Origin of the sequence: Lactococcus sp. LG606 (assembly GCF_017309645.1) — a bacterium.
GTDB lineage: Bacteria > Bacillota > Bacilli > Lactobacillales > Streptococcaceae > Lactococcus > Lactococcus petauri.
Genome location: NZ_CP071301.1, coordinates 1,506,429 through 1,531,176 on the forward strand (window position 1 = coordinate 1,506,429; position 24,748 = coordinate 1,531,176).

Annotated in this window: 25 protein-coding genes and 1 riboswitch; of the genes, 9 read left to right on the forward strand and 16 right to left on the reverse strand. The window is 38.2% G+C overall.

The genetic code is table 11. The features are described from left to right. Positions 1–16: 16 nt before the first annotated feature. The 7 genes from frr to typA form a co-directional block, all read right to left on the reverse strand. Entirely contained in the window at positions 17–574 is a 558-nt protein-coding gene (gene frr, locus J0J35_RS07435; protein WP_017368646.1) for a ribosome recycling factor, read from the reverse strand. Between the two features lie 28 nt (positions 575–602). Next, positions 603–1,319 (reverse strand): UMP kinase, encoded by a 717-nt coding sequence (gene pyrH, locus J0J35_RS07440; RefSeq protein WP_019292238.1) that lies wholly within the window; start codon positions 1,317–1,319, stop codon positions 603–605. Positions 1,320–1,409: 90 nt separating this feature from the next. Then, positions 1,410–2,603, reverse strand: coding sequence for an acetate kinase (locus J0J35_RS07445; RefSeq protein WP_019294231.1), 1,194 nt, complete (start codon positions 2,601–2,603; stop codon positions 1,410–1,412). Positions 2,604–2,720: 117 nt separating this feature from the next. Beyond that, positions 2,721–3,914, reverse strand: a complete 1,194-nt coding sequence (locus tag J0J35_RS07450; protein WP_019294232.1) for an acetate kinase — start codon at positions 3,912–3,914, stop codon at positions 2,721–2,723. An 84-nt stretch (positions 3,915–3,998) separates the two neighbouring features. Next, a complete protein-coding gene (locus J0J35_RS07455; protein WP_019292241.1) occupies positions 3,999–4,934 on the reverse strand; it encodes a class I SAM-dependent methyltransferase in 936 nt (311 codons plus the stop codon). 45 nt (positions 4,935–4,979) lie between these two features. After that, a complete protein-coding gene (locus tag J0J35_RS07460; protein WP_019292242.1) occupies positions 4,980–5,210 on the reverse strand; it encodes a DUF3165 family protein in 231 nt (76 codons plus the stop codon). A 78-nt stretch (positions 5,211–5,288) separates the two neighbouring features. Beyond that, a complete protein-coding gene (gene typA, locus J0J35_RS07465) occupies positions 5,289–7,130 on the reverse strand; it encodes a translational GTPase TypA (protein WP_019335381.1) in 1,842 nt (613 codons plus the stop codon). Positions 7,131–7,450: 320 nt separating this feature from the next. Here typA and J0J35_RS07470 point away from each other — a divergent pair, with 320 nt between their 5' ends. Genes J0J35_RS07470 through J0J35_RS07480 form a run of 3 tightly spaced genes read left to right on the forward strand, consistent with a single transcriptional unit; the run spans position 7,451 to position 9,021 of the window. Further along, the gene (locus tag J0J35_RS07470) at positions 7,451–7,663 is read left to right on the forward strand and encodes a YqgQ family protein (protein WP_003133311.1); all 213 of its coding nucleotides are present in this window, start codon (positions 7,451–7,453) and stop codon (positions 7,661–7,663) included. Beyond that, complete coding sequence (locus tag J0J35_RS07475; protein ID WP_061414320.1) at positions 7,656–8,621, forward strand: ROK family glucokinase; 966 nt, start codon at positions 7,656–7,658, stop codon at positions 8,619–8,621. The genes J0J35_RS07470 and J0J35_RS07475 overlap by 8 nt, the downstream gene beginning before the upstream one ends. Positions 8,622–8,640: 19 nt before the next feature. After that, on the forward strand, positions 8,641–9,021 hold the full coding sequence (locus tag J0J35_RS07480) for a rhodanese-like domain-containing protein (protein WP_019292245.1): 381 nt from the start codon (positions 8,641–8,643) through the stop codon (positions 9,019–9,021). A 38-nt stretch (positions 9,022–9,059) separates the two neighbouring features. On the opposite strand, the gene J0J35_RS07485 is transcribed toward J0J35_RS07480, so the two are convergent. Then, positions 9,060–9,506, reverse strand: a complete 447-nt coding sequence (locus tag J0J35_RS07485; protein WP_003133306.1) for a DNA starvation/stationary phase protection protein — start codon at positions 9,504–9,506, stop codon at positions 9,060–9,062. Positions 9,507–9,616: 110 nt separating this feature from the next. Here J0J35_RS07485 and J0J35_RS07490 point away from each other — a divergent pair, with 110 nt between their 5' ends. Then, positions 9,617–10,267 (forward strand): A24 family peptidase, encoded by a 651-nt coding sequence (locus tag J0J35_RS07490; protein WP_206916445.1) that lies wholly within the window; start codon positions 9,617–9,619, stop codon positions 10,265–10,267. Here the strand turns inward: J0J35_RS07490 and dinB are convergent. The 4 genes from dinB to J0J35_RS07510 form a co-directional block, all read right to left on the reverse strand. Continuing rightward, a complete protein-coding gene (gene dinB / locus J0J35_RS07495) occupies positions 10,221–11,318 on the reverse strand; it encodes a DNA polymerase IV (protein WP_019292247.1) in 1,098 nt (365 codons plus the stop codon). The genes J0J35_RS07490 and dinB overlap by 47 nt on opposite strands. A 161-nt stretch (positions 11,319–11,479) precedes the next feature. Then, positions 11,480–12,811: a UDP-N-acetylmuramate--L-alanine ligase gene (murC, locus tag J0J35_RS07500; RefSeq protein WP_019292248.1), complete on the reverse strand. Its 1,332-nt coding sequence runs from the start codon at positions 12,809–12,811 to the stop codon at positions 11,480–11,482. Positions 12,812–12,861: 50 nt separating this feature from the next. Next, the gene (locus J0J35_RS07505; protein WP_019292249.1) at positions 12,862–13,491 is read right to left on the reverse strand and encodes a hypothetical protein; all 630 of its coding nucleotides are present in this window, start codon (positions 13,489–13,491) and stop codon (positions 12,862–12,864) included. A 134-nt stretch (positions 13,492–13,625) separates the two neighbouring features. After that, on the reverse strand, positions 13,626–16,736 hold the full coding sequence (locus J0J35_RS07510) for a DEAD/DEAH box helicase (RefSeq protein ID WP_206916447.1): 3,111 nt from the start codon (positions 16,734–16,736) through the stop codon (positions 13,626–13,628). 561 nt (positions 16,737–17,297) lie between these two features. Between J0J35_RS07510 and J0J35_RS07515 the strand changes: the two genes are divergently transcribed. Continuing rightward, on the forward strand, positions 17,298–18,638 hold the full coding sequence (locus tag J0J35_RS07515; protein ID WP_019292251.1) for an amino acid permease: 1,341 nt from the start codon (positions 17,298–17,300) through the stop codon (positions 18,636–18,638). A gap of 73 nt (positions 18,639–18,711) precedes the next feature. Here J0J35_RS07515 and J0J35_RS07520 read toward each other — a convergent pair whose 3' ends face one another. Together J0J35_RS07520 and J0J35_RS07525 are read right to left on the reverse strand one after the other, a co-directional pair. Continuing rightward, positions 18,712–19,656 (reverse strand): serine hydrolase domain-containing protein, encoded by a 945-nt coding sequence (locus J0J35_RS07520; RefSeq protein WP_019292252.1) that lies wholly within the window; start codon positions 19,654–19,656, stop codon positions 18,712–18,714. Beyond that, on the reverse strand, positions 19,653–20,429 hold the full coding sequence (locus J0J35_RS07525; RefSeq protein ID WP_206916449.1) for a CppA C-terminal domain-containing protein: 777 nt from the start codon (positions 20,427–20,429) through the stop codon (positions 19,653–19,655). Before J0J35_RS07525 ends, J0J35_RS07520 begins: the two co-directional genes overlap by 4 nt. 77 nt (positions 20,430–20,506) lie before the next feature. Here J0J35_RS07525 and J0J35_RS07530 point away from each other — a divergent pair, with 77 nt between their 5' ends. The 4 genes from J0J35_RS07530 to J0J35_RS07545 all read left to right on the forward strand — a co-directional run bounded on the left by J0J35_RS07530 (position 20,507) and on the right by J0J35_RS07545 (position 22,977). Then, complete coding sequence (locus J0J35_RS07530; protein WP_206916451.1) at positions 20,507–21,295, forward strand: CPBP family intramembrane glutamic endopeptidase; 789 nt, start codon at positions 20,507–20,509, stop codon at positions 21,293–21,295. Positions 21,296–21,329: 34 nt separating this feature from the next. Further along, positions 21,330–21,428: riboswitch (TPP riboswitch) on the forward strand. 55 nt (positions 21,429–21,483) lie between these two features. Continuing rightward, on the forward strand, positions 21,484–22,020 hold the full coding sequence (gene thiT, locus J0J35_RS07535) for an energy-coupled thiamine transporter ThiT (RefSeq protein WP_206916465.1): 537 nt from the start codon (positions 21,484–21,486) through the stop codon (positions 22,018–22,020). Between the two features lie 12 nt (positions 22,021–22,032). After that, positions 22,033–22,512: an aminoacyl-tRNA deacylase gene (locus J0J35_RS07540; RefSeq protein WP_019292256.1), complete on the forward strand. Its 480-nt coding sequence runs from the start codon at positions 22,033–22,035 to the stop codon at positions 22,510–22,512. Positions 22,513–22,620: 108 nt separating this feature from the next. Beyond that, complete coding sequence (locus J0J35_RS07545; protein ID WP_019292257.1) at positions 22,621–22,977, forward strand: DUF3397 domain-containing protein; 357 nt, start codon at positions 22,621–22,623, stop codon at positions 22,975–22,977. 71 nt (positions 22,978–23,048) lie between these two features. Here the strand turns inward: J0J35_RS07545 and J0J35_RS07550 are convergent, their stop codons facing one another. Both J0J35_RS07550 and J0J35_RS07555 read right to left on the reverse strand, forming a co-directional pair. After that, complete coding sequence (locus tag J0J35_RS07550; RefSeq protein WP_003133281.1) at positions 23,049–23,264, reverse strand: YdbC family protein; 216 nt, start codon at positions 23,262–23,264, stop codon at positions 23,049–23,051. A 48-nt stretch (positions 23,265–23,312) separates the two neighbouring features. Next, the gene (locus J0J35_RS07555; RefSeq protein ID WP_019292258.1) at positions 23,313–24,578 is read right to left on the reverse strand and encodes a UDP-N-acetylglucosamine 1-carboxyvinyltransferase; all 1,266 of its coding nucleotides are present in this window, start codon (positions 24,576–24,578) and stop codon (positions 23,313–23,315) included. Between the last annotated feature and the right edge of the window lie 170 nt (positions 24,579–24,748).

Consider the following 24,748-nt stretch of genomic DNA (forward strand, 5'->3'; position numbering starts at 1 on the left):
AAATGATGATACAAACTTAAACATCCAAAAGTTCTTTTTCTTTTTCAGCAGCCATTTTATCTGCTTCTTTAACAGCATTATCTGTTATAGTTTGAATGTCTTTTTCAAGTACTTTCAAATCATCTTCTGTGATTTCTTTTGCTTTTTCTTGTTTTTTCGCTGTATCGATAGCATCACGACGGATGTTACGGATTGCAACTTTAGCACCTTCGATGTATTTACCCATCTCTTTAACTAACTCTTTACGACGTTCTTCTGTCAACATTGGGATAACCAAGCGAATAACTGAACCATCATTTGCTGGTGTAATTCCAATATCACTAGCATTCAAGGCATGCTCAATATCTTTCAAAATTGTTTTATCAAATGGTGTAATCATCAAAACACGCGCTTCTGGAATTGTGATTGATGCCATTTGATTTAGTGGTGTTGGTGCGCCATAGTACTCCACAGAGATGCGGTCGAGCAAGCTCGCATTGGCACGACCTGCACGGATGTGACCAAGGTCACGTTGCAAGCTGTTCAATGAGCTATTCATACGTTCTTTTGCATTATCAATAATTTCGTTTGCCATGATTTTTCCTTTTTATTTTATTATAAATTTATTCTACAGTTGTTCCGATTTCTTCACCTTGAACAACACGTTTAATGTTTCCAGATTCATTCATATTGAAGACAACAAGTGGAATGTGGTTGTCCATTGACATTGTTGAAGCCGTTGAGTCCATAACGTGAAGACCTTTTGTGATAACGTCCATGTGTGTAAGGTTGTCAAATTTAACTGCTGTTTCGTCAAGTTTTGGATCTGCATTATAGACACCATCGACACCATTTTTAGCCATTAAAATAACATCCGCATTAATTTCTGCTGCACGAAGTGCTGATGTTGTATCTGTGGAGAAGTATGGCGAACCTGTTCCACCTGCGAAAATAACGACACGACCTTTTTCAAGGTGTCGTTCAGCGCGACGACGGATATAAGGCTCTGCAACAGCTTTCATTTCGATAGCTGTTTGAACACGAGTAGGTACGCCAAGTGCTTCAAGTGTATCTTGAAGAGCTAAGCCGTTCATGATCGTAGCTAGCATGCCCATATAATCTGCTTGGGCACGTTCCATACCGATCTTTTCACCGGTCACGCCGCGCCAGATATTTCCACCGCCACAAACAATGGCGATTTCTGCACCAAGAGCGTATACTTCTTTGAGCTCTTCAGCAACTTTTTTCACTGTTTCAGGATCAATTCCAAAACCCTTTTCTCCAGCTAAAGCTTCGCCAGAAAGTTTCAAAAGTACGCGTTTATATTTAATATCAGCCATAGTTACCTATCTCTTCTCTATTCTTTTTTATCCCTACTATTTTACCATAAAATTTAGCTGAAAAAAAGACCATATGGTCTTTTAACAAGATTATTTATTTTTTGCAGCTTCAACATCACGCGCAATAACCAATTCTTCGTCTGTTGGTATAACCAAAACTTTAACACGTGATTCTGGAGTAGAAATGATGCCATTCGCCCCGCGGACATTCTTTTCTGGGTCAATTTCCATACCAAACCAGGACAAGCCTGCTACAATATCACGACGAGCATCAGTATCGTTTTCCCCAATACCTGCTGTAAAGATAAGTGCATCTGCTCCATTGAGGACCCCGAAGTACTGTGCGATAAATTTCTTCAAACGGTCAATAAACATTTCATAAGCTAGGATAGCTTTTTCATTGCCAGCGTTACGTGCTTCCTCTAGGTCACGCATATCACTTGAAAACTCTGATACACCAAGTAAGCCAGATTTTTTATTGAGCACATCAATAACATCTTGCGCTGAGCGTAGGCTAGGATCACTTTCAAGCATATAAGAAATCACCGAAGGGTCCATTTCTCCTGAACGTGTGCCCATCATAACACCCGCTAGTGGTGTGAAGCCCATTGAAGTATCAACAGACTTTCCGCCTTCAATAGCAGTAATCGAAGCACCATTACCAATGTGAGCGGTGATAAGTTTTAAGTCTTCTAGTGGTTTCCCTAAAACTTTTGCTGCTTCACGTGACACATACATGTGTGAAGTTCCATGCGCTCCATATTTACGAATAGCATAGTCGGTATAGTATTTTGTTGGAATGGGATAACGGAAGGCTTTTTCTGGCAATGTCGTGTGAAAAGCTGTATCAAAGACAGCTACAGCAAGTGCATCTGGAAGTAATCGTTTAAAAGCCTCAATCCCTAGCACATTTGCTGGGTTGTGGAGAGGGGCTAAAGTTGAAAGGTTTTTTATCTCTTCTAAAACTTCAGGAGTAATTACAGTAGACGTATTGAAAAATTCTCCACCCGCAACAACACGGTGACCAATAGCTGTAATCTCACGGAAACTACTAATGAGTTTAAAATGTATCAACTCGTCCATCAAAAGCAAGACTGCTTGACGATGGTCAACAATATCCTGCTCTCTTTTATGCACTTGATCATCAAACTTCGTTGTTGAAATAGAATCTTTCAAACCAATACGTTCAAAAATACCTTTAGCAATAACTTTTTCTTCTGGCATATCATAAAGTTGCCATTTTAGTGATGATGATCCAGCGTTAACAGCGAGTGTTTTTTCCATATTTTAAAAATCCCTTCAATATGTAAGTGTTTTCTTTTTGTCTTACTAGTATAACATAACTTTAAAAATATCTTAAAAGAAATATTAAAAAAACGGCATTTTACACGCCGTTTTATTTTATTTCGCTTTTGCCGCTTCAACATCGCGTGCAATTACAAGCTCCTCATCAGTTGGAATAACAAAGACTTTAACGCGTGATTCTGGTGTTGACATTTCTCCTTCAAATCCAAAAACATTCTTAGAGAAGTCAACATCAATACCAAACCATGACAAACCTTTTAAGACGCCTTCACGTACTGGAGCTGAGTTTTCCCCTACACCTGCTGTAAATACAATCGCATCGGCACCGTTCAAAACAGCCAAGTATTGACCAATGAATTTTTGAATACGATCAACATACATTTCGAATGCTAAGGCTGCATCTGTATCCCCAGCATCACGAGCAGTAATAATTTCACGCATATCAGAAGACAAACCAGAAACACCAAATAGTCCTGACTCTTTATTCATCATGTTGACAACGTCTTGAGCATCCTTGAGTGAATCGTCGTTAGCAATAAGATAAGGGAAAACAGAAGGATCCATATCGCCTGTACGTGTTCCCATCATAATGCCTGCTAAGGGTGTGAAGCCCATTGAAGTGTCGATGGACTTGCCACCTTTTACAGCAGTGATTGAGCCCCCATTACCGATATGAGCAGTAATGATTTTTGTATCCTTAATATCTTTGCCTAACATTTTTGCAGCTTCTTGTGCCACAAACATGTGTGAAGTTCCGTGTGCTCCATATTTACGCACTGCATTTTCAGTGTAATATTTTTTAGGCAATGGGTAACGGAAAGCTTTTTCAGGCATTGTTGTGTGGAAAGCCGTATCAAAAACAGCTACCGCTGTTGCTTCAGGCAACAACTCCAAGAAAGCCTTTATACCAGCAGCATTTGCTGGATTGTGAAGGGGAGCAAGCGGTGAAAGCTCTTCAATTTGTTTCAGTACTTCCTGATCGATCAAAGTAGATTTTTTAAATAACTCTCCACCAGCGACAACACGGTGACCTACTCCTGTAATCTCTGAAAATTCTTCAACAATATGGAAACGTTTCAAGTCTTCAAGTAAAATGTGAACGGCTTGTGTATGATCTACAATATCCAACACACGTTCTTCTTTTTGATCATTAAATTTAACGGTTGTGACTGAATCTTTCAAGCCAATACGTTCGATTAAACCTTTTGCAAGAACTTTTTCTTCTGGCATTTCATACATTTGCCATTTCATTGATGATGAACCAGCATTAACCGCAAGAGTTTTTGTCATTTTATCTATCCTTCTTCTTTCAAATTTCTCTTAAATTATATCACAAAACCAATTTGAAGGCAGTGACTGGCCAAGAGTTTTTGGTCAAATCTTAACATTTTTCACAAACTCAGACATAAATTCTTGCAAAATAGAACGGTCTGCTAAATCAGACAAGGGGTAAACAAAAGTCGGTGTATTTGTCTGGTTTTTACTTAATAAATAAATTGATTTCCCTGCACCTTTAAAGAGTGATGAAGGTAATGTAATAACTGCAGCAACATGCGCATGCTCTTTAATCCAAGCCTTCAAAAACTCAGACTGTGCACTTGTCAAAAGATTATCTGGAGCTAAGAAGAGCGCAAAACCACTCTCTTTCAGATATTTGAAAGATTGCTCAACCATTAAATGGTGCACATAGGTATGTTCTGATTTGTCATGCACTTGAAAATGGCTGGCTGTTTCATCGTCTGGATAATAACCAACTGGGAGATCACTCATCACAACATCCACAGGTTCCAAGGGCTGTGGTTTAACGGCATCGATTTGGAGAAAACTTGCTTCTGTTCCCATGACTTCTGACATTGAAGCGGACAAATCCAACAAGAGGTCATCTACTTCAAAACCAACATAGTCTACTTCTTTTTGCATGTGAACCAAAAGCGTTTCCGCCAAATTCCCCGTTCCTGAACCAAATTCTAGTAAACGAATCTTTCTTTCTTTGTGCAACTCCTCAATGATAAAATTAAAGATGAAACCAATAGAATCCGGAGTTAAATTATGATTTGCCTGCATTGGTGCGACACGTGACCCCTGAAGCAAAACAAACTGAAACAGCTTTTGCCATTCACTTTTCGTGAGGTTCATTGAACGAACCTTATCATTATTTTCCTTCGTCAGTGACGCAAATTCTAAAGCGCCTAAGTAAGCTGCATTTTGTTCCACAAAAGCATCATAAAAATCCGTCAAGAGCTCTGCTTGAATTGCCATAATATTCTCAAGAACTAATCCAAAGGCTTTTTCGATTTTCTCTATATCCATGTAACCTCCAAAAAATAGTCTGCCCGAGACAAACTATTTCTTATTTTATAATTTTTCAATTTCCACAAGAGCCTTAACAGCGAGGGCTAAGAGTGCAATCACCATTGCAATTTCATATAAAGCAGCACGGTGACTGACCGCTTGACCGATGGCTACAGCCACGATGAGGACAGACACAGATGCAAAAACAAAGATATCTGCACTTCTTCTCACATCCTTCGGCATTAAAAAGATATAGCCCAAGGCAAATAAAACTAAAAGTATCAGATAAAACATGCTTTTCTCCTTATTTTTGGCTTCTTAGTCTTTCCTCAAATTCCTCTGCTGTTTCAAGCGCCATATGCAAACTATTATTTATTCAGCAGTTTTTTTCTTTTTCGTTGCTTTTTCACGCATTGCTTTGTCAAGAATTTGTTTACGCAAGCGGATTGATTCTGGTGTTACTTCCATGTATTCGTCATCACCCAAGAATTCTAATGATTCTTCAAGAGACAAGATTTTAGAAGCGTTAAGGACTGAAGTTGAGTCTTTATTAGATGAACGAACGTTTGTTTGTTGTTTAGCTTTTGTAACGTTAACTGTCAAGTCATTATCACGTGAGTGCTCACCGATAATCATACCTGCATAAACTTCTGTACCCGCTTCAACAAAGAGAACACCACGCTCTTGTACGTATCCCATAGCATATGATGTTACAGAACCTTGGTCCATAGAGATCAAAGCACCACGGCTACGTCCACCGATTGTTCCTTTAACCATTGGCATATATTGGTCAAATGTGTGGTTCATGATACCATATCCACGTGTCATTGACATAAATTCTGTTGTGAAACCAATCAAACCACGTGCTGGAACCAAGAAGACTAGACGTGCTTGACCATTACCTGTGATTTCCATGTCCAACATGTCACCCTTACGTTCTGAAAGGGCTTGGATAATTGATCCTTGGTATTCTTCAGGTGTATCAATACGTACACGTTCAAATGGTTCACATTCTACACCGTCAATTTCTTTAACGATAACTTCTGGACGTGAAACTTGAAGTTCATAGCCTTCACGACGCATTGTTTCGATAAGGATAGACAAGTGCAATTCTCCACGACCTGAAACGATCCATTTGTCTGGTGAATCAGTATTTTCAACACGAAGTGATACGTCTGTTTGAAGTTCTGCTTGCAAACGTTCTTCAACTTTACGTGCAGTTACCCATTTACCTTCGCGGCCTGCGAATGGTGAGTTATTTACAAGGAAAGTCATTTGAAGTGTTGGTTCGTCAATGTGGAGAACTGGCAATGGTTCAATGGCATCTGTAGGTGTAACAGTTTCACCTACGAAGATATCATCCATACCAGAAACAGCAATCAAGTCACCTGCTTTTGCTTCAGTGATTTCTTGACGGTCAAGGCCAAAGAAACCAAAAAGTTTTGTTACACGGAAGTTTTTAGTTGAACCATCAAGTTTAGACAGTGTTACATTGTCCCCAACTTTAATTGTGCCACGGAAAACACGTCCGATACCAATACGACCCACGAAATCATTGTAGTCCAAGAGAGAAACTTGGAATTGCAAAGGTTCATCAGAGTTATCGATAGGAGCCGGGATGTGTTCGATGATTGTATTAAAGATTGGATCCATTGTTGCTTCTTGATCTGCGGGATCATCGCTCAATGAAGATGATCCATTAATAGCTGAAGCATAAACAACTGGGAAGTCCAATTGATCATCGTCGGCACCAAGTTCGATGAAAAGTTCCAACACTTCATCTACAACTTCTTGTGGACGTGCAGATGGTTTATCAATCTTGTTCACGACAACGATTGGTGTCAAGTTTTGATCCAAAGCTTTTTTCAACACGAAACGTGTTTGAGGCATTGTACCTTCATAAGCATCTACGACAAGAACAACACCATCGACCATTTTCATGATACGTTCTACTTCACCACCGAAGTCCGCGTGTCCTGGTGTGTCCAAGATGTTGATGCGTGTGTCGCCATATTCTACAGCTGTATTTTTAGCAAGGATTGTGATCCCGCGTTCTTGTTCAAGGGCGTTAGAGTCCATTGCGCGTTCAGCAAGGTTTGTACGGGCATCAAGCGTTTGTGATTGTTTAAGTAACTCATCAACCAAAGTTGTTTTACCGTGGTCGACGTGGGCAATAATCGCAACGTTTCTGATGTTTTCGCGTAATTTAGTCAATTTATTTCTACCTATTCTTTCGAAAAATTCATACGGAAATCGCGTCTCCGTAGCTTGAACGCTAGCTTTTATGGTGCGCCCAAACAATATATCAGATTTATTATAGCACACTTTTTGTCAAAGGCGAAAATGCACGCGTTTACAAGTTTTCTAAGGTATAAAATTAACAAATTTGACTCACTTCCTACTATGAAAATTAGTTTATATTTTTGAAATAGTCCAAACAAGTTAACAGTTGGTTAAGAAAAATAACGACTAAAAAGTCACTTAAAAACTTATCAACACTTGAAAACCGCTTACAGTTAGGGTAAAATAGAACAATGAAAACACTTTATGATGTACAGGAATTGTTAAAAAAATACGGTTTTATTAATTTCATGACCAATCGCTTAGATGCGATTTATTTTATGCAACAGGAACTTACAAATATGGTTGAACAGGGGATTTTTGAGAAAAGTGATAAAGAATACCTCACTGCCCAACTTATTTTACGTCGTGAAGAAAGAATTGAGAAGGAAAAACTAAATGGCTAACAAAATTATTGGTATTGACCTCGGCGGAACTTCTATCAAGTTCGGTATTTTGACACTTGAAGGTGAAGTTCAAGATAAATGGGCTATCCCGACAAATATTCTCAGTGACGGAAAACATATTGTCCCTGATATCATTGAGTCTATCAATCACCGTTTAAATCTTTACAACTTGGATAAGTCTGACTTTATTGGTATTGGAATGGGCACGCCTGGTACCGTAGATATTGAAGCTGCTACTGTCCGAGGTGCATTTAACCTTAACTGGGCCGATATTCAAGAAGTTGGTGCGCCTATTAGCGAAGGTGTCGGTCTACCATTCATTCTTGACAATGATGCAAATGTTGCAGCTTTAGGCGAGCGTTGGGTCGGAGCTGGTGAAAATCAGCCAGATGTTGTCTTTATCACTTTAGGAACTGGAGTTGGTGGCGGTATTGTTGCTGCTGGAAATCTTATCCACGGTGTTGTTGGCGCTGCCGGTGAAATCGGACATATCGTAGTAGAACCACATGATGGTTTTGCTTGTACTTGTGGAAACCATGGTTGCTTAGAAACAGTCACTTCTGCTACTGGCGTCGTACGTCTTGCAAGAAAATTCGCTGAAGAATACGAAGGAAGCAGCCAAATTAAAGCAAGTATCGATAATGGTGACGAAGTAACTTCAAAAGACATCTTTATTGCAGCAGAAGCAGGTGATGCCTTTGCACTTAGCGTTGTGGATAAATTTGCTTATTACCTTGGTTTTGCTTGTGCTAACCTTGGAAGTACCCTGAATCCTGCTGCTATTGTCATCGGTGGTGGCGTTTCTGCTGCTGGAGAGTTTCTTCGTTCTAAAGTTGAAACTTATTTCCAAAAATATTCGTTCTCAACAGTACGTGATTCTACAAAAATTAAACTTGCTGAGCTCGGAAATGATGCTGGTATCATCGGTGCCGCAAGCCTTGCTTTAAAATTCAAATAATAATCTTAGGAGAACTTAAATGATCTGGATCATTGACTTTATACTTTTAGCCCTCATTGTCGTCTTCTTTCTCTATCCACGTTGGACACTCAAACGTAACGCCAAAGTTGTTGAAGCACCTGAATTTGAACGTTTGATGGCTACTTCGCAACTTATCGATGTACGCGAAGCAGCAGATTTCCGAGTAAAACACATCCTTGGTGCTCGTAATTTACCTGCTTCTCAAATAGAACAAAGTTTGAACGCAATCAACAAAAAGAAACCTGTGTTACTTTATGAAAATGGTAAACCAACAGCTTCAGTCAAAGTTGCTAAACAACTCAAAAAAGCTGGCGTACCAGAAGTTTATATTCTTAAAACTGGCTTGAACAACTGGCCTGGAAAAATTAAAAACGGATAATAAAAAAGGACCTTACCGCGTGTGTAAGGTCTTTTTTATTATCCAAGTTCTGCTTCGAGCATCCAGATTGTTTTTTCAACATCTCCGAGTGCAACCGTATAAAGGTCAACAGTAACTGCATCATTTTCAGACTCAGCAATATCCATGCCTTCTTGGAAAAGTTTAGCCAAGTATTTGTAAGTATCCAAGACACCGTGCAAACGTTCAGACATTGATTTATCCCAAGTTGCTGGTTGAAGTTCAATTTTTGACTTCTCATCAAACTCTTTAAGCGTTGAAACTGGTGAACCACCAATCGTAATTAAACGTTCAGCAAATTCATCTAAATGCTCGTTAAGCCCATCCATGAACTCATCCATTTTAGGATGCAAAGTCAAGAAACCAGAACCACGCATATACCAGTGTGTTTGATGAACAAGTGCTGCTGCTTGAGATAAATCTGCAACTGTTTGATTCAAAACTTCTTGTGTTTTTTCCTTAGACATAGAAACCTCCAATTTTTTATTTCTATTACAATTATATAAAAAAAGAGGTCAATTATAAAATATTCTGCTTAAGATTGTGAGTTTTTTATCTTTTTATCGTATTAATAAACATGCTTATATTTTACTTCATTATCGGGACCATCTTTGGCTCTTTCCTCGGTCTAGTAAGTGAGCGCTGGGATACAGAAGCCTCAATTATTTTTGGGCGTTCACAATGTAGTTCTTGCCAAAAAGTCCTCAAATGGTGGCAACTCCTTCCTTTAATCTCTCAATTCATCTTTAAAAGTAGGTGCGCCTTTTGTGGAGAAAAATTTTCTTACAGTTATTTTATCTTAGAATTTCTTACCGGAATTCTCTTTGGTGCACTTTGGTTTGATTTAGACTTACTCCACTTTTTAACCCTCTTCATAAGCTTACTTTTGAGCAAATTTGATATTGATACTTACTCTTATCCTTTAAATATTGGTTTAGGCTTTACTGCTTGTTTTTTTATTTTCTTTCCTATCAGTCCCATAAGCTATTTCTGGCTCGGTCTTGCTTGTGTTTCTTTTTTTATCAATATTGGGATTGGTGCTGGCGACTTCCTCTGGCTTTTCTTGGTATCTTTTTCTGTATCTTTAGAAGAAATCCTCCTACTTATCCAACTGGCTTGTATGTTTGGCCAATGTTTTTTACTCATTAAAAAAAGGAAAAAACTCCCCTTTATTCCTTTTCTCAGTTTTGCATATCTAATCGTAATTCTTCTGCCCCAAATCCCGTAAGGGTCACTCCAAGAAGGCGGACTCCTATTGTTTCATCATAATCAATCTCTTCCAGTAAATCCTGAGCCACATGTGCAAGTGTAATTGCTTCATTTATCTTCTCTGAAAGTTTTTTGCGTTTCGTAATTGTCTTAAAATCAGAGTAACGTAACTTGAGTACAACTGTATCACCCAGAAGTTGATGGCGTTTCACATTAGTAGAGACGCGTTCGGAGAGGTTAGCGAGTTCCTGCTTGATATCTTCACTATTATAGAGGAGTTTGCTATAAGTTCTTTCTTTACCTACTGACTTTCTTTGACGACTTGTCACAACTGGAGCATGATGAATACCATTGGCTTTCAAAAAAAGATTCCAGCCATAAACCCCAAAGCGTTCAGCCAAGAGTAATGGGTCAGCTGCTTGAATTTCCGCGCCGGTAAAAATTCCCAGCTCATGCAGCTTTGCTCCAGTAGCCTTACCCACACCGTGAAATTTTTCCACTGGCAGTTCTGCTAGAAAATCTTTTGCTGCCTCGGGCAGGATGACAGTCAAACCATGGGGCTTTTCATAATCCGAAGCAATTTTTGCTAAAAATTTATTATAGGAAACCCCCGCTGAGCAAGTCAAACCAAGCTCAATAAAAATATCATGCTGTATAAGTTTCGCCACTTTGATTGCACTTGTTGATCCGATCTTATTTCGCGTAACATCCAGATAAGCTTCATCAATGGATGCCGCTTCTACTTCATCAGTATAACGATTAAAAATTTCCCGCACTTGTTCTGATATGGCACGATACTTTTCATAATTTCCACTGATAAAAACAGCTTGTGGACAGAGTTCATAAGCTTCTTTTGCACTCATAGCCGAGTGGATTCCAAAGGCTCTAGCTTCATAGGAACACGTTGAAACAACGCCACGTCCTCCTGTTTCCAGTGGATTCCGTGCGATAACTACCGGCTTACCCTTTAATTCTGGATTGTCCCGTATTTCTACTGAAGCGAAAAAGGCATCCATATCAATATGGATGATTTTTCGTGACGTATCATTGACCAGTGGAAATGTTAACATACTTTTATTATATCATAGAGCTGATAAGCGGTATATGTTTACAGATTGGGGTATATAATTTAATGGCGCTAGTTTTTGGGGGATAATGATTGTTACTTTTAAATCATTTATCTTCTACTTTAACAAATAAAAAACTTCCTGTTAAGGAAGTCTTTTTGTTTTTACAATGTATTTTTTGTCAACTGACTGAGCAAATCCTCAAAGGCTGCTTCATATTGTTGGATATTACCTGCGCCCATGAAAACATAAACGCCGCGGTTGTGATCCAAAAGTGGCGAAACATTTTCCACTGAAATAACACGAGCAGGCTTACGTACTTTATCCGCAAGGTCTTGTGCTGTAATTTCATGGTGGTCAACTTCACGCGCAGAGCCATAAATTTCAGCAAGATATACAGTATCTGCAGAATCAAGGACTTGAGCAAATTCATCTGCAAAGGCGATTGTTCGTGTAAATGTATGAGGTTGGAAAACGGCTACAATTTCACGATCTGGATATTTTTGACGCGCTGCATCAATCGTTGCTTCGATTTCGGTAGGATGATGTGCGAAATCATCAATAATGATTGTTTCGCCAACTTTTTTCTCTGTAAATCGGCGTTTTACACCAGAGAAAGTCAACAAATGATCAGCAATATCATTCATATCCAAGCCAAGCTGATGTGTTACACCAACTACCGCTAAAGCATTTGCAATATTGTGCTTCCCATAAGCAGGCACGACAAAGTGTCCGATTTTTTCACCGCGGAAATAAGCATCAAAAGATGAGCCGCGTGTTGAGCGGATGATATCTTTTGCTTGATAATCATCTCCATCTTCAAAACCATAATAGTAAATCGGTGCTTCTGCTGTAATTTTACGTAAATAAGGATCTTCTCCAAAAACGAAAATACCTTTTTTAATATTTTGAGCATAGTCTTGGAATGCAGAGGCTACATCATCGATATTTTGGAAATAATCAGGATGGTCAAAATCAACATTTGTAATAATTGTATATTCTGGATGATAAGGCATGAAGTGACGTTCATATTCATCAGATTCAAAAACAAAATACTCACTGTCCGCATTTCCACGTCCTGTACCATCACCAATCAAGTATGACGTATCCACAGCGTTTTTCATGACATGAGCTAAAATTCCTGTCGTTGAAGTTTTACCATGCGCCCCCGCAACCCCAACACTGATAAAATCTTCCATGAAATGACCTAAAAACTCGTGGTAACGTTTAAAAGTGAAGCCATTTTTTTCAGCAAAAGCAATTTCTACATTATTGTCCGTACGGAAAGCATTCCCTGCAATCAACTCAACTTCTGGTGTAATATTTTTCTCGTCAAAAGGAAGAATAGGAATACCCGCTTCCTCAAGTCCACGTTGTGTAAAATAGTAGTCAGTTGTATCCGAGCCTTGTACTTTTTTACCCATTTGGTGGAGCATAAGAGCGAGTGCACTCATACCTGAGCCTTTAATTCCTATAAAATGATATACTTTTTCCATGATAAATAAGAAATTTCAGTCGGAACTGAAATCTTTTCTCCTTCTTTTATTTAAAGTCCGCGGTCAAATAAGTTCTTCCGTTTATTATCGAAATACTCATTTTTTGCAGTTTTAGCCTTATCTTCTCCTTTTTGAGGAGAGCCAGAAATAATAGCTTCATCGAGGTTTAATCCTCGTTTTTTCATATCCCGAATCGGATTATTAGTGGCTGGACGTCTTGGAGACATCGGCTTTTGTTCGATTGTCTTCTTTTCACTCGATGCCGGTTTCGCTGCATTAAGTACTGCTGATGAACGGCGCAAAGAAAAATCATCTTTATCACGCTCTAGCGGATGAACATAGCCTTTTGGACGTTTAGGAGGTACCGCTGCTTCTCTTTTGGCCTTTTCTTTTGATTCATCAACACTCGTTTTTTTAGGCATTTTATCAAAAGAACTATACCCACTATGATTGCTATTTAATGGACGATGTTGAGTGCTATAGCTGACCTTTGTTTTTATTGGCTTATAGACATCTGAACGTTTTTTATCAGACATTTGAACACCACCAAAAGAAGCCTCGTCTTGTTGACTAGGATTCTTAGTAATCAGTTGTGAATTTGTCATGATGACGCGTGTGTCTTTTTCAAGCATTTCATCATCATCTATGATTGGAAATACGACTCTTCTTCCTTCGTTCATTGCTTGCCCTACTTAATTTTTTGTTTGTCTTGAAACTTTTCCTCTACGTTCCTTAAAAAGTTTGTTTAATCTTATTTTTTTCTTAGGTAAGTGTTTCAATTATTATTATATCGCATTTTCAGTGATTTTTAAAGTTATAGTCCCAAAATTTCTCTGATTTCTGCTTCACTGAGCGTCTTATCAATCACATCACCGTCTAAAACATTTGCAATCAAATCTTTTTTACGTTCCTGAATCTCCATGATTTTTTCTTCAATCGTTCCTTGTGTAATCAAGCGAATGACTTCAACAGTACTCTTTTGCCCCATACGATGGGCTCTTGCAATGGCTTGTTCCTCAACCGCTGGATTCCACCAGAGATCGACCAGGATAACAACATCAGCACTTGTAAGGTTCAGACCTACACCACCTGCTTTCAGTGAGATGAGGAAAGCATCACGACTTCCAGCATTAAAGGCTTGCACCATTTCTAACCGTTCTTTGACTGGAGTTGAACCCGTTAGCTTATAAGCTGTGAGATCCAATTTTTCCATGGCTTCTTCAATGTAAGGGAAGGTTTTGGTAAACTGTGAGAAAATCAAAGGGCGATGACCAGATGCCTTGACTTGCTCTAAAAGCTCCATCAAACTGTCTAACTTCCCAGAACCACCTTCATAGTTATCCATGAAAAGTGCCGGTGTATTACATATTTGACGGAGTCGTGTGATTCCTGCCAAAATTTCAATACGTGATTTCTTAAGACTCGCACTGTCCATTTGACGGACAGATTGTTGCATCAATTCCAATTGTGCTAAGTATAAGAGCTTTTGCTCTTCAACCATGTTATTGCGTAAGGTCATTTCCATCTTATCAGGCAACTCTGTCAGAACTTCTTCTTTTTTACGACGCATAATAAATGGATGGATAATACGGGCAATAACTTCTGGCGACATCTTATTAAATGTTTCCCGTTTTGGTAAAAAGCCAGGCATGACCACTTGGAAAATAGCCCAAATTTCTTCTAAGCGATTTTCCAACGGCGTTCCTGATAAAGCAAAAGTATGCTCAACATTCAGTTGACTAAGTGCTCTATTTGTTTTACTGCTGTAGTTTTTCACAGCTTGTGCTTCATCCAAGAGAAGATAGTTAAGCTTCTTGTCTTGATAATCATCGAAATCCTTAAGGAAACTTCCGTAACTTGTAATATAAACTTGATGTTTCCCGTGAATCAAAGCATCACGATCGGCCTTCATCCCATCAACAACCACATAATCTACCGTGTCCGTAAATTGCTCAAACTCACTGGCCCAGTTGTAAATAAGGCTAGCAGGAGCAGTGACTAAGGCTGTTTCATCTTCTTTTAGATTTGATAGTAAATAGGTGATTGCTTGTACTGTTTTACCCAGCCCCATGTCGTCTGCCAACACACCTCCTAAGTGATAGTGCGTTAACATAGACATCCAACGAACTCCTGTTTCCTGGTAACTTCGCAGCTCTGCTTTGACATGCTCAGGTTTTTCGTAAGGGAAGGTTTCTGGGTGCGTTAAGTGCTCATAGAAGGCTTTAAATTCATTCGAAAAATTGCTACTTGAAATATTTTCAAATATTTTAGAAACTTGGAAGCTACGTGTCACATTGACTTCTAAGCTCGTTCCACTAATGGTAAAATTATCATCCAGTTCTCGTAAAGCTGATTTCAACTCACTGAACTTCTGGTCAAAGATAAATAATTTTCCGTTTTCACTGACATAATATTCCGCATTATTTTGCAGTTGTGCAATAACATTTGCAAATTCATTTTCGCCGATGCTTGGCATTTCAAAGGCGATATCCAACAAGCCTCCTCGACGATCAATCATGATTTCCGGCACTTCATCGACTTTCATATCCATTAGTCCAGGAGACAGTTTTACTTGACCTAATTTCTGGAATTGGGGCAAAATTTTAATAAAGAAAGTTTCTGCAAATTGTGCCGAAAGCGTAACAGAACTTGTAAAAGAACGTGTGAAACCAAAACGAGCCATGAGCGTAAATATCTTATTTTCTAGGCGTAAGTCTCTTGAAAACTCGAGTGTTTCTAACTCATGGAAGTGTTCCACTTTAAAATTTCCATAATCAAATTGAACCGAAAGTTCTATATTTTGTCCATCAGGATTATCAAAGTTAAAAATCGGTGTAAAGGGGCGAATAACAAAATTTCCAGGAGCTGAGATTTGACCTAAACTAGAAAGTTGTTGCAGTGCTTGCGCTACTTTGTCCTTATCCATATATGAAAATTGATTATGTTTTGCACCCTCAAGTTCTTTTTGAACCAGCTGTAACAACCGTTTTTGTTCATGGTCAACCTTATAAAAAACATGATTATAATATAAAAGCGAACCACTGTAAAAGGAACTGAAAGCATTATCTTCGATTTTTAGCTCAATAAAGTCTCTTTGGCTTGTCACACTAAATTTAAAAATTTCTGAATCTTCGTCAAGAGTAACGAAGGTGAAATAGTTAACCAATGCACCTGATAATCTCAAGCTAAAACGTGACAAGTTAGAAGCCAAATCCATTGCCTCTTCAATAAAAAGATAAGGGAAGTTGAGGTAACGTCCATTTTTAATATATAGTTGATTGGCCATTTGGGCATCAAGTTTGCCATGTATTTTAAGCAAGAAATTCAAAAAGTCTTGACTGGCTTCATCGAAATTATCAAAAAAGAGATCAACATAGTGAAGAGCACCAAGCGAATATTGTCCAAAGTTTTGCAATGTTCTCAAAAAATATGGAATATCCTTAATCACATAAGCCCTACCTAAGCGTTCGCTATATAAGCGTAAGTCAAAATACATGAAGTAATCCATAGAAAAAACATCATAGAGTTGTGAATTATCTTCAACATGTACTTCAATCGAAAATTGCTCTGCTCCGAAATTAACTTGTGTTTCCCCATTCAAGGCATCTAAAAAGGCAGCGTTGGCAGCCAATTCATCATTTGCCACTAGCTCAATCTTTTCTATATTTTTTTTATTGTCTTCGATTTCTTTATTTTCATTCTTGAGGTATTCTTCTACTGCAGCAATGTGCTTACAATAGCGATGATTACGCTGGAAATCAACACAAGAACAATAGTCCTGCGCTCCATCCATATCGTAAATTACTTGTTCTCCTGCAACCTCTGCAGAAAGTTTAAAATCTTCTATTGACGGATCAATTAAAAGCCCCTGACTATACAGGGCTATTCCTTCACTGCGTACACGTGCTGGCATCATTCTGCTCATTTTATCTTTATCCTATTTTTGATGCCTTTTTGCACCAACTCTCCGTCTATTTTTTCTTCTAAATCCCTTTAAAATGTGCATACATTATACCATATTTGGCTAATTTTTTCACGAATGCCCTAATAAAAAACGTATGTCCGTCTTCAATAAAAAATTTTTCTAAGACTTAGTTCCTTCAGTGTAAGTCAATGTAAAAACCTTTTGACATAAAAATTTTTTAAGTCCACTTTTAATTTTTTAATTTGTGCAAAAATTTGAATTTTTGTATTATTTGTATTATACTTTACACTATTAAAATAAAGAGGCTCAAAAAATGATTAACGCTTATCACACAGTTTTGTTGTTGATTATGGGCTCACACTAAGTACTGGAAAGTAAAGGTGTGAGTCCTCTTTGGCGTTGGTCAAAAAGGGGCAAAGAGATGTCCCTTTGGGCATCTTTTTTTAATTTATTTTTAACGATTATTGCTACTCAAACGTGACAATAAAATGAGAGGAGACTTAATTTGACTTAGAATTTTAAATTAAAAATATTTATTTTTATAACGAGAGGAATTTATAATTGGAAAATAATCAAAATTTACAAAAGAGAATGGCAACACGCCATATCACTATGATTGCTCTAGGTGGAGCAATTGGGGCTGGACTCTTTAAAGGGAGCGCTTCCGCTATAGAATCTGCTGGTCCTGCTGTCCTTCTTTCTTACTTTATCGGAGGCGTGGTTTTATTCTTTGTGATGAAGAGCTTAGAAAAATTAGTTCTCAGCTCGGATGAACCACATGGCCTTTCAGGTTTGGTTCAACCTTATCTGGGTAACCATGCGGCCGACTTTACCGACTGGGTGTATTGGTCACTTTGGATGATTAATATTATTGCCGAAGCTGTCGCTGCTGCTAGCTTTATACAGCTTTGGTTTCCTAATATCCCTTCATGGGCTTTTGTCTTACTCATCGCTATCCTAACGTCACTTATTAACCTACTGTCAGTAACATTCTTTGCCGAAACGGAATACTGGCTTGCTTTTATCAAAATCAGCGTTATCATTCTTCTTATTATTTTTGGTGTCATTTTAGTTGCACAAAACATTTTTAATACCAACTTGATATCTGCATTTTCAGGGATGACAAAATATGGTGGCTTTGCGCCACACGGACTTAAAGGCGTTATCAATTCTTTATTGATTGTTATCTATTCCTACGGTGGTTCTGAACTCATTGCCATTACTGTTAGTGAGACAGAAGATCCTAAAACTGCTATCCCGCGCGCTATCCGAGGCGTTATTGGACGTATCATTTCTTTTTATATCGTCCCAATGTTCCTCTTGCTCCTTATCTACAACTGGAACGACTTGGCAACATCAACAATGAGCCCGTTTGTCATGGTCTTTAACAAAATGCATATTCCATTTGCTGCAGACATCATTAATTTCATTATTATTCTGGCGCTCTTTTCTTCAATCAACTCTGGCATTTATGCCTCTTCAAGAATTTTATTCTTCCGCTTAAAAAATCATAAAGGGAAGTTTTCGCAAAAAATTGCTACTTTAAATAAAAGCAAGGTTCCTCAAAGAGCTGTGCTCTTCTGCTCTGGGACATTGTATATTGGTGTTGTTCTTTCTTACTTCTTAGGAGACAGCTTATTCAACTATCTCGCTGGTTCTTTATCTTACACTGTCCTTTTAGTTTGGTTCTTAATTAGTCTTGCAGGCTTCTTATTGGCGCGTAAGGCCAAAGCTCTAGGTACTATGAGTATGAGTCTTATTGCTCTTATTGCTTTGTTATTGATTTTCTTTGGTATCCTTACCACTAACCCTATTGGAGTAACCCTCTTTACCGCACTACTTTACTTTATTATATTAATCAGTTATCGGAAAAAGAACGATCCTGTAGACAATATCAGTTAAGAAATATTAAACATTTTCCTTTTTAAAAGGAAAATGTTTTTTTATGTGGTAGTAATAAAAGCTGACAGGACTGTCAGCTTAAATTTTTTATGAGTGTTTCAATCAATACATCGCGATCTGCAATCCATTGTGCCCGCTCATCTTTCAGATGCACACGATTGGATAAGAAAATCACCGCTTTTTTTGCTTCCAGATTCATCAGGATGAAAGTTCCTGTGTAACCTGTGTGCAGTAACCATTGGTCATGTAGGAAGTCCCAAGCTAAACTTCTTGGACGTTGACCCGCTGCAAAATTTTTCTGTAGGGCCAAATATTTTGTGTCTGAAAAATAACCTTGAACAAATTTCACCAAATCATTCATCGGTGCAAAAAGCCCTGCTGATCCACAATGTTTTCCTAACACTTTTGCTTTTGGATCATGAACTGTTCCCACTCTCGTATCTAGACTTGTCGGTACAGCATTGGTAACAGGACCAAAAGATGTGGCAGACATGTCCCATTTTTCAAAAACCTCTGCTTTAAAAACTACGTCTAAAGATTTCCCATAAAGCTTTTCAAGCATAAAGCCCAACAAAATAAAGTTAATATCTGTGTAGTGACAACTTTTGTCTTCCGTTACCTCGATATGGTCAATCGCCTCTTTTAAACCTTTAAAATCTAACTTATCACGGTTTTCAATAAACGGATTGATACCTGTTGTATGAGTAAGAAGCTGTCTCAAAGTGATGCTCTCATCATGAAAATCAGGATAATAATCCGTAAACGGAGCATCCAGACTTAACTTTCCTGATAAAACGAGGTTAATGACTACTGTTCCTGTACCTACAACTTTTGAAACGGAAGCTAAATCCCATTTTTTCCCTGCAACCAATGGTTCGACTTGTGGAAGTATTGCTTGATTGCCTCGAACAAACTCTTGAACCTTTGTTCCTTCTACAATAGCAATCTGGCAGCCTGGGAAAATTGCTTCTGCCACATAGTCATCAATTGTCGCTAAAAATTCTTCTTCACTTTTCATAGGCCTTGTTTTGTAAACCAAAGTTCCATGTGGTGTGGGATGTCAATAGCCAATGTCTTTGCTTTTTTATCCAGATACAATTTTTCATCAGGTAAATCATCTGCAAACTGAGCCAAATCAAAAGATGGCGACACTTGAAAACGTAAAAGCATCAGGTCTAGCTTTTCATCCATATTAGCTGTCAAGTCAGGTCCATCATTTTGACAAAAGACCAGATGCAAGCCAGCAAGATCTAAAAGATTCCCTTGCGCTTTTACACCAAGAATTTTTTCGTACTCTGAAATAATAGACTTTTCAGCAATATTAATTTGCACCTCTTTAATAGCGAAATCGGATAATCCTGTAAATTCTCCCTCATCAAAGTCAACTTCAGCTTTAGCAACTTCCGTTAAGTCTGACCAATCATTTACAGATACCATCAGAAAAACATCACTTTCTGGAGAAACAGCTTCAAAAGCCCAACTGTCTTTTACCTGATAAAGATGTGTGACTTGGTCCAGATTACGCGCTAAAAGCTGTTCGATTTCATCCTCATCAGCTTGGATGACTGTACGTCCATGTTTTTTCACACCTTGAACTGGAACTACACCTGGTGATTCCTCTAAGATTAACCTTGGTTGCTTTGCTTCATAACCAGATAAAAAAACTTCTGCATTTTCTTCGTGCAAGACTTTCATGCCAAGCACATCACGATAAAAATTTAAATTTTCTTCGCGATTGAGTACACGGTAGCCTGGTAAGCAAACTTCTAAATTATTTATGAATTCTTTCATTCTGATTCTCCATTTATCTTCTTATATTTTATTAAAACTTATACAAATTATCAATGATTATATGTTAGAATTGTTTTATGATTAAATTTCGAGACCTTATTAAAAAACCTTGGACCTGGACAATCCTTCCTGCTCTTCTCTTTGCCCTTCCTTTTTCTTTACGGGCTGGTTGGGGGCAGTGGTTAGGACTCAGCCTCCTTCTTTATCTAATTAGTTTAATTTTTACTTATAAAAAATCAATCTGGCTTGCTTTCTTTGTACTTTCTTTATTACCAAGTTTTGCTACGTCACTCATGAGCCAATTGCATTCTGGAAGAGCTTTTTCTTCTCTTGACCAAGTGATCTTTTTTATGATTTTCTTTATTGCTCTTGGCTTATCTTACTTTCTTGCTCGCCGCCGTAATATTATTCCACCGATTGCTATCAAAGAATTTCCCTTGGGCAAAATTGCCCTCGGATTTGGTGCGCTTTTCTTAGTTTCACTCTGTGTCAACAATTTAGCACAGGCGCTTGGTTTACAAGCAAGTACAGAAAATCAAGAGGCATTGAATAGTCTCGCCCAGGTTATTCCTTTAGGCATCTTTGCTGTCCAAACGATTTTTGCCGGTTTCTTTGAGGAACTCACTTACCGTGTTGGCCCTTTCGAAGTTCTCTTCACAAAAAATAAATTTTTAGCCTTCGTGACAGCAGCTCTGCTTTTTGCAGGTATGCACAGTCCAACAGATCTTTACAGTTGGCTTGTTTATGGCTCAATGAGTCTGGTGTTAACCACATTCTATTTTAAATACCGAAATTTTTACCTCAATATGGCCATTCATATGGCTTGGAATTTTCTGGGAATAAGTATGACATTTTTGCTAAAGTAAACATCTTATGGTATATTAAGATTGTAAAATTAAAAATTTGCACAATGGGTGCTCTAAGGGAAACCAAGAGCTGAGAAACACCATTTGACCTGATCTGGTTAGTACCAGCGTAGGAATGTGTTTGTATAGGGGACTGCTGTCTTCAATTCTCTCTAACCCTCCTTTGTGCCAACAAAAGGAGATTTTTTATGTCTAATTCTAAAGTTTTAGAACTTACCGAAACAGCTATTGCTGCTGCATTAGCTCTTGTCTTGAGTTTCATCTCGATAAACTATGCTCAAGTTTTTTATCTTGAGCTGGCAGTTATTCCCTTACTGGTCTTAGCCTTGCGCCGCGGCGTATTTTGGGGCATGACAGGCGGGCTAGTATTTGGTCTACTTCTGATTGTATTAGGTCAAGCCACTATCTTGACTCCAGTACAGGCCTTGCTTGAATATATCGTTGCACCGATTTCTCTTGGTTTAGCTGGTGTTTTGCGCAAAAAGGACTCTAGCCAAACACGCACAATCTTTGCTGCAGCTTTTCTCGGCGTTCTTATCAAATATTTTTGGCACTTTGTCGCTGGTGTTATCTTTTGGGGACAATATGCTTGGAAAGGCTGGGGGGCTATTCCCTATTCATTTGTTGTAAATGGAATAAGTGGAATTGCGACCGCAGCTCTTGCTGCTCTAGTCCTTGTTCTGCTCTCCAAGAGTGCACCTCAGATTTTTCAAGCGAAAAAGTGATATAATGAACGCATGAGCAAGAAAAAGAAACTGAAAAAAACATTAGTTGAACAAATTCTGGACAAAGGTCAAGTCAATCATGAAGGGCTTGCTCTCAATGCTTTAGAAGCAGAGCTCATGCCTGAAGACATCCAACGTCGTGACATTTATAAAACGCTCGCACTTATAGGAGATAAAACGGGTCCAATCGTAGGGATTCTTCCTCTGACAGAGCATCTTTCTGAAAAGAAATTAGCAAAGGTCTCTGGAAATAAGAAGGTCCACATGATTCCTCAAAAAGATTTGCAGAAAACCACTGGATACATCCATGGTGCTAATAATCCTGTCGGTATCTGGCAAACCAAAAGGTTCCCTATCTATATCGATACCATCGCACTGGATGCAGATAAAATCATTGTTTCTGCCGGTGAAGTCGGCCGTTCTATACGCCTCAATCCAAAAGAACTCGCAACTTTTGTACAAGCTGAATTTGCTGAAATTCGTGAAATTTAAATAAAAAGGAAAGCTTAACTATGGCTTTTCTTTTTATTTTTACATCTCGATTTATTGTTCCGACAAATAACACTTTACAAAAGTACCCAAAACCGCTAAAATTAAGCTATGTTACCTAAGATTATTGCCACTTTATATCCGCTTCTCAGCTGGATCGTATTGGTTTTCGCTTTTAAATTTTTACGTATTCGCCACTTGACTAATCGAAAACTTCGCATTCCTGATATTTTTGTCCTCTTTTTAATTTTTGGACTCCAACTTTTTTCAGAGCAATTTACTGCTATCAATATTTTGCCTTACTACTTTTTGATTCTTTCCTTCTTAGCTCTCGTCTTGTTGCTATTAGATTTGTTCTATTTTAAAGACTTCAAATATAAACGTTTCTTTAAGCTTTTTTGGCGCATTACTTTTGTGATTACTTTTGCTCTTTACATCGCTATGATTGTCATGATTTACATGCATTGATAAAAGAACCATACTAATGGTTTTTCTTTTTATATATGATTCATAAAAAAAAACCAGAAAAACTGGTTTTTTTATTTGTTTCCGAGTTCTTTCAAAAGAACAGCAAATTCTTCATCTGTCAGCGTAATTCCCTTGCCCATCTTTTCATGGTCGGGCGACCACTGGCGCAAATCATACTTAGCTTCCATGCCATTCCATGACACGCGGTTAAGCTCTTTTGTCCAGCCTTTAGCATTTTCAGATAGAGTAATAAGATGCTCCTCAATTTCAAATTTTAAATCAGCCATATACACCTCCTATATTAATGATACGTAAAAAGTGTTAACTTTTCCCAATTAATCTTCAATAAGTTGAATATCAACACCTAAAGCCGTCATTTTTTCTATGATACTATCGTAACCTCGAAGAATAAATTCAATATTTTCAATCGTTGTTGTACCTTCGGCGATAATACCAGCCAAAACTAAACTTGCTCCTGCACGCAAGTCGGTAGCACGAACATGAGCACCTTGAAGCTTATTAGGTGCTTCATAAATAATATGATCATCTACAGTTGAGATTGTAGCACCCATACGTGCCATTTCTGGCACATGATTGACACGTTTTTCATAAATCGTATCCTTAATCCAACCACGGCCTTGTGCTTTCAGTAATAACGGTGTGATTGGTTGTTGTAAATCAGTCGCAAAACCAGGGTAAGGTACTGTCTTAATATTGATAGCTTTTAAGTTTTCTGAGCGATGAACCTCGATAGAGTCCTCACGAATGGTCATGCGTACACCCATTTCTTCAAGTTTAGCAATAAAAGATTCTAAGTGTTCGTAGATAACATTGTCAACGATGACACCGTCTCCCATAGCTGCAGCCAAAGCAAGATAAGTTCCTGCTTCAATACGGTCAGGAATGACCGTATGACGTGCACCGTGCATTTCTGATTTTCCTGTAATACGAATCACATCTGTGCCAGCCCCACGTACCTTTGCGCCCATGTTATTCAAGAGTGTAGCCACATCAATAATTTCTGGTTCACGTGCTGCATTTTCAATAATGGTTACACCTTCTGCTGTACTCGCTGCAAGCATTGTATTAATTGTTGCACCTACAGAAACCATATCCATATAGATGGTTGTACCATGTAATTTTTCTTCTTTAGCTTCAAGGTGCATGGCATCTTCAAGGTAAGATAACTCTGCTCCTAAAGCTTCAAAAGCTTTAACATGAAGATCCATAGGACGTGGACCTAAATCACATCCCCCGGGCAAACCAACTGTTGACTTCCCAAAACGACCAAGAAGTGCTCCATTAAAATAATACGATGCACGCAAAGAGTTTATCTTACCATAGGGCAATGGCTTTGAAACAACGTCACGTGTATCAATCGTCAAAATACCCGCATCAGTATCACGTTGAATTTTTGCGCCCATGATTTCCATGATATCAACCAAACTTGCAACATCTGAAATATCGGGAACGCCTTCAAGTGTAACAATATCGTTAGCTAAAATCGTTGCCGGAATAAGGGCAACTACACTATTCTTAGCTCCAGAAATCGTTACCTTCCCTGAGATACTTTTACCACCATTGATTACTATTTTTTTCATAAATTTATTACTCTATCACTTATTGTTTTATTTGAGACATGAAATACATGTACCCTCTATTCTACCATTTTTCCCGTCTTTTGAATAGATGAAAAGCATCCTTTTTTCTTCGCAGATCTTCATCTATGAAATGTATTCATTTATCTGTCTAAAATCTCATTGTATATTAT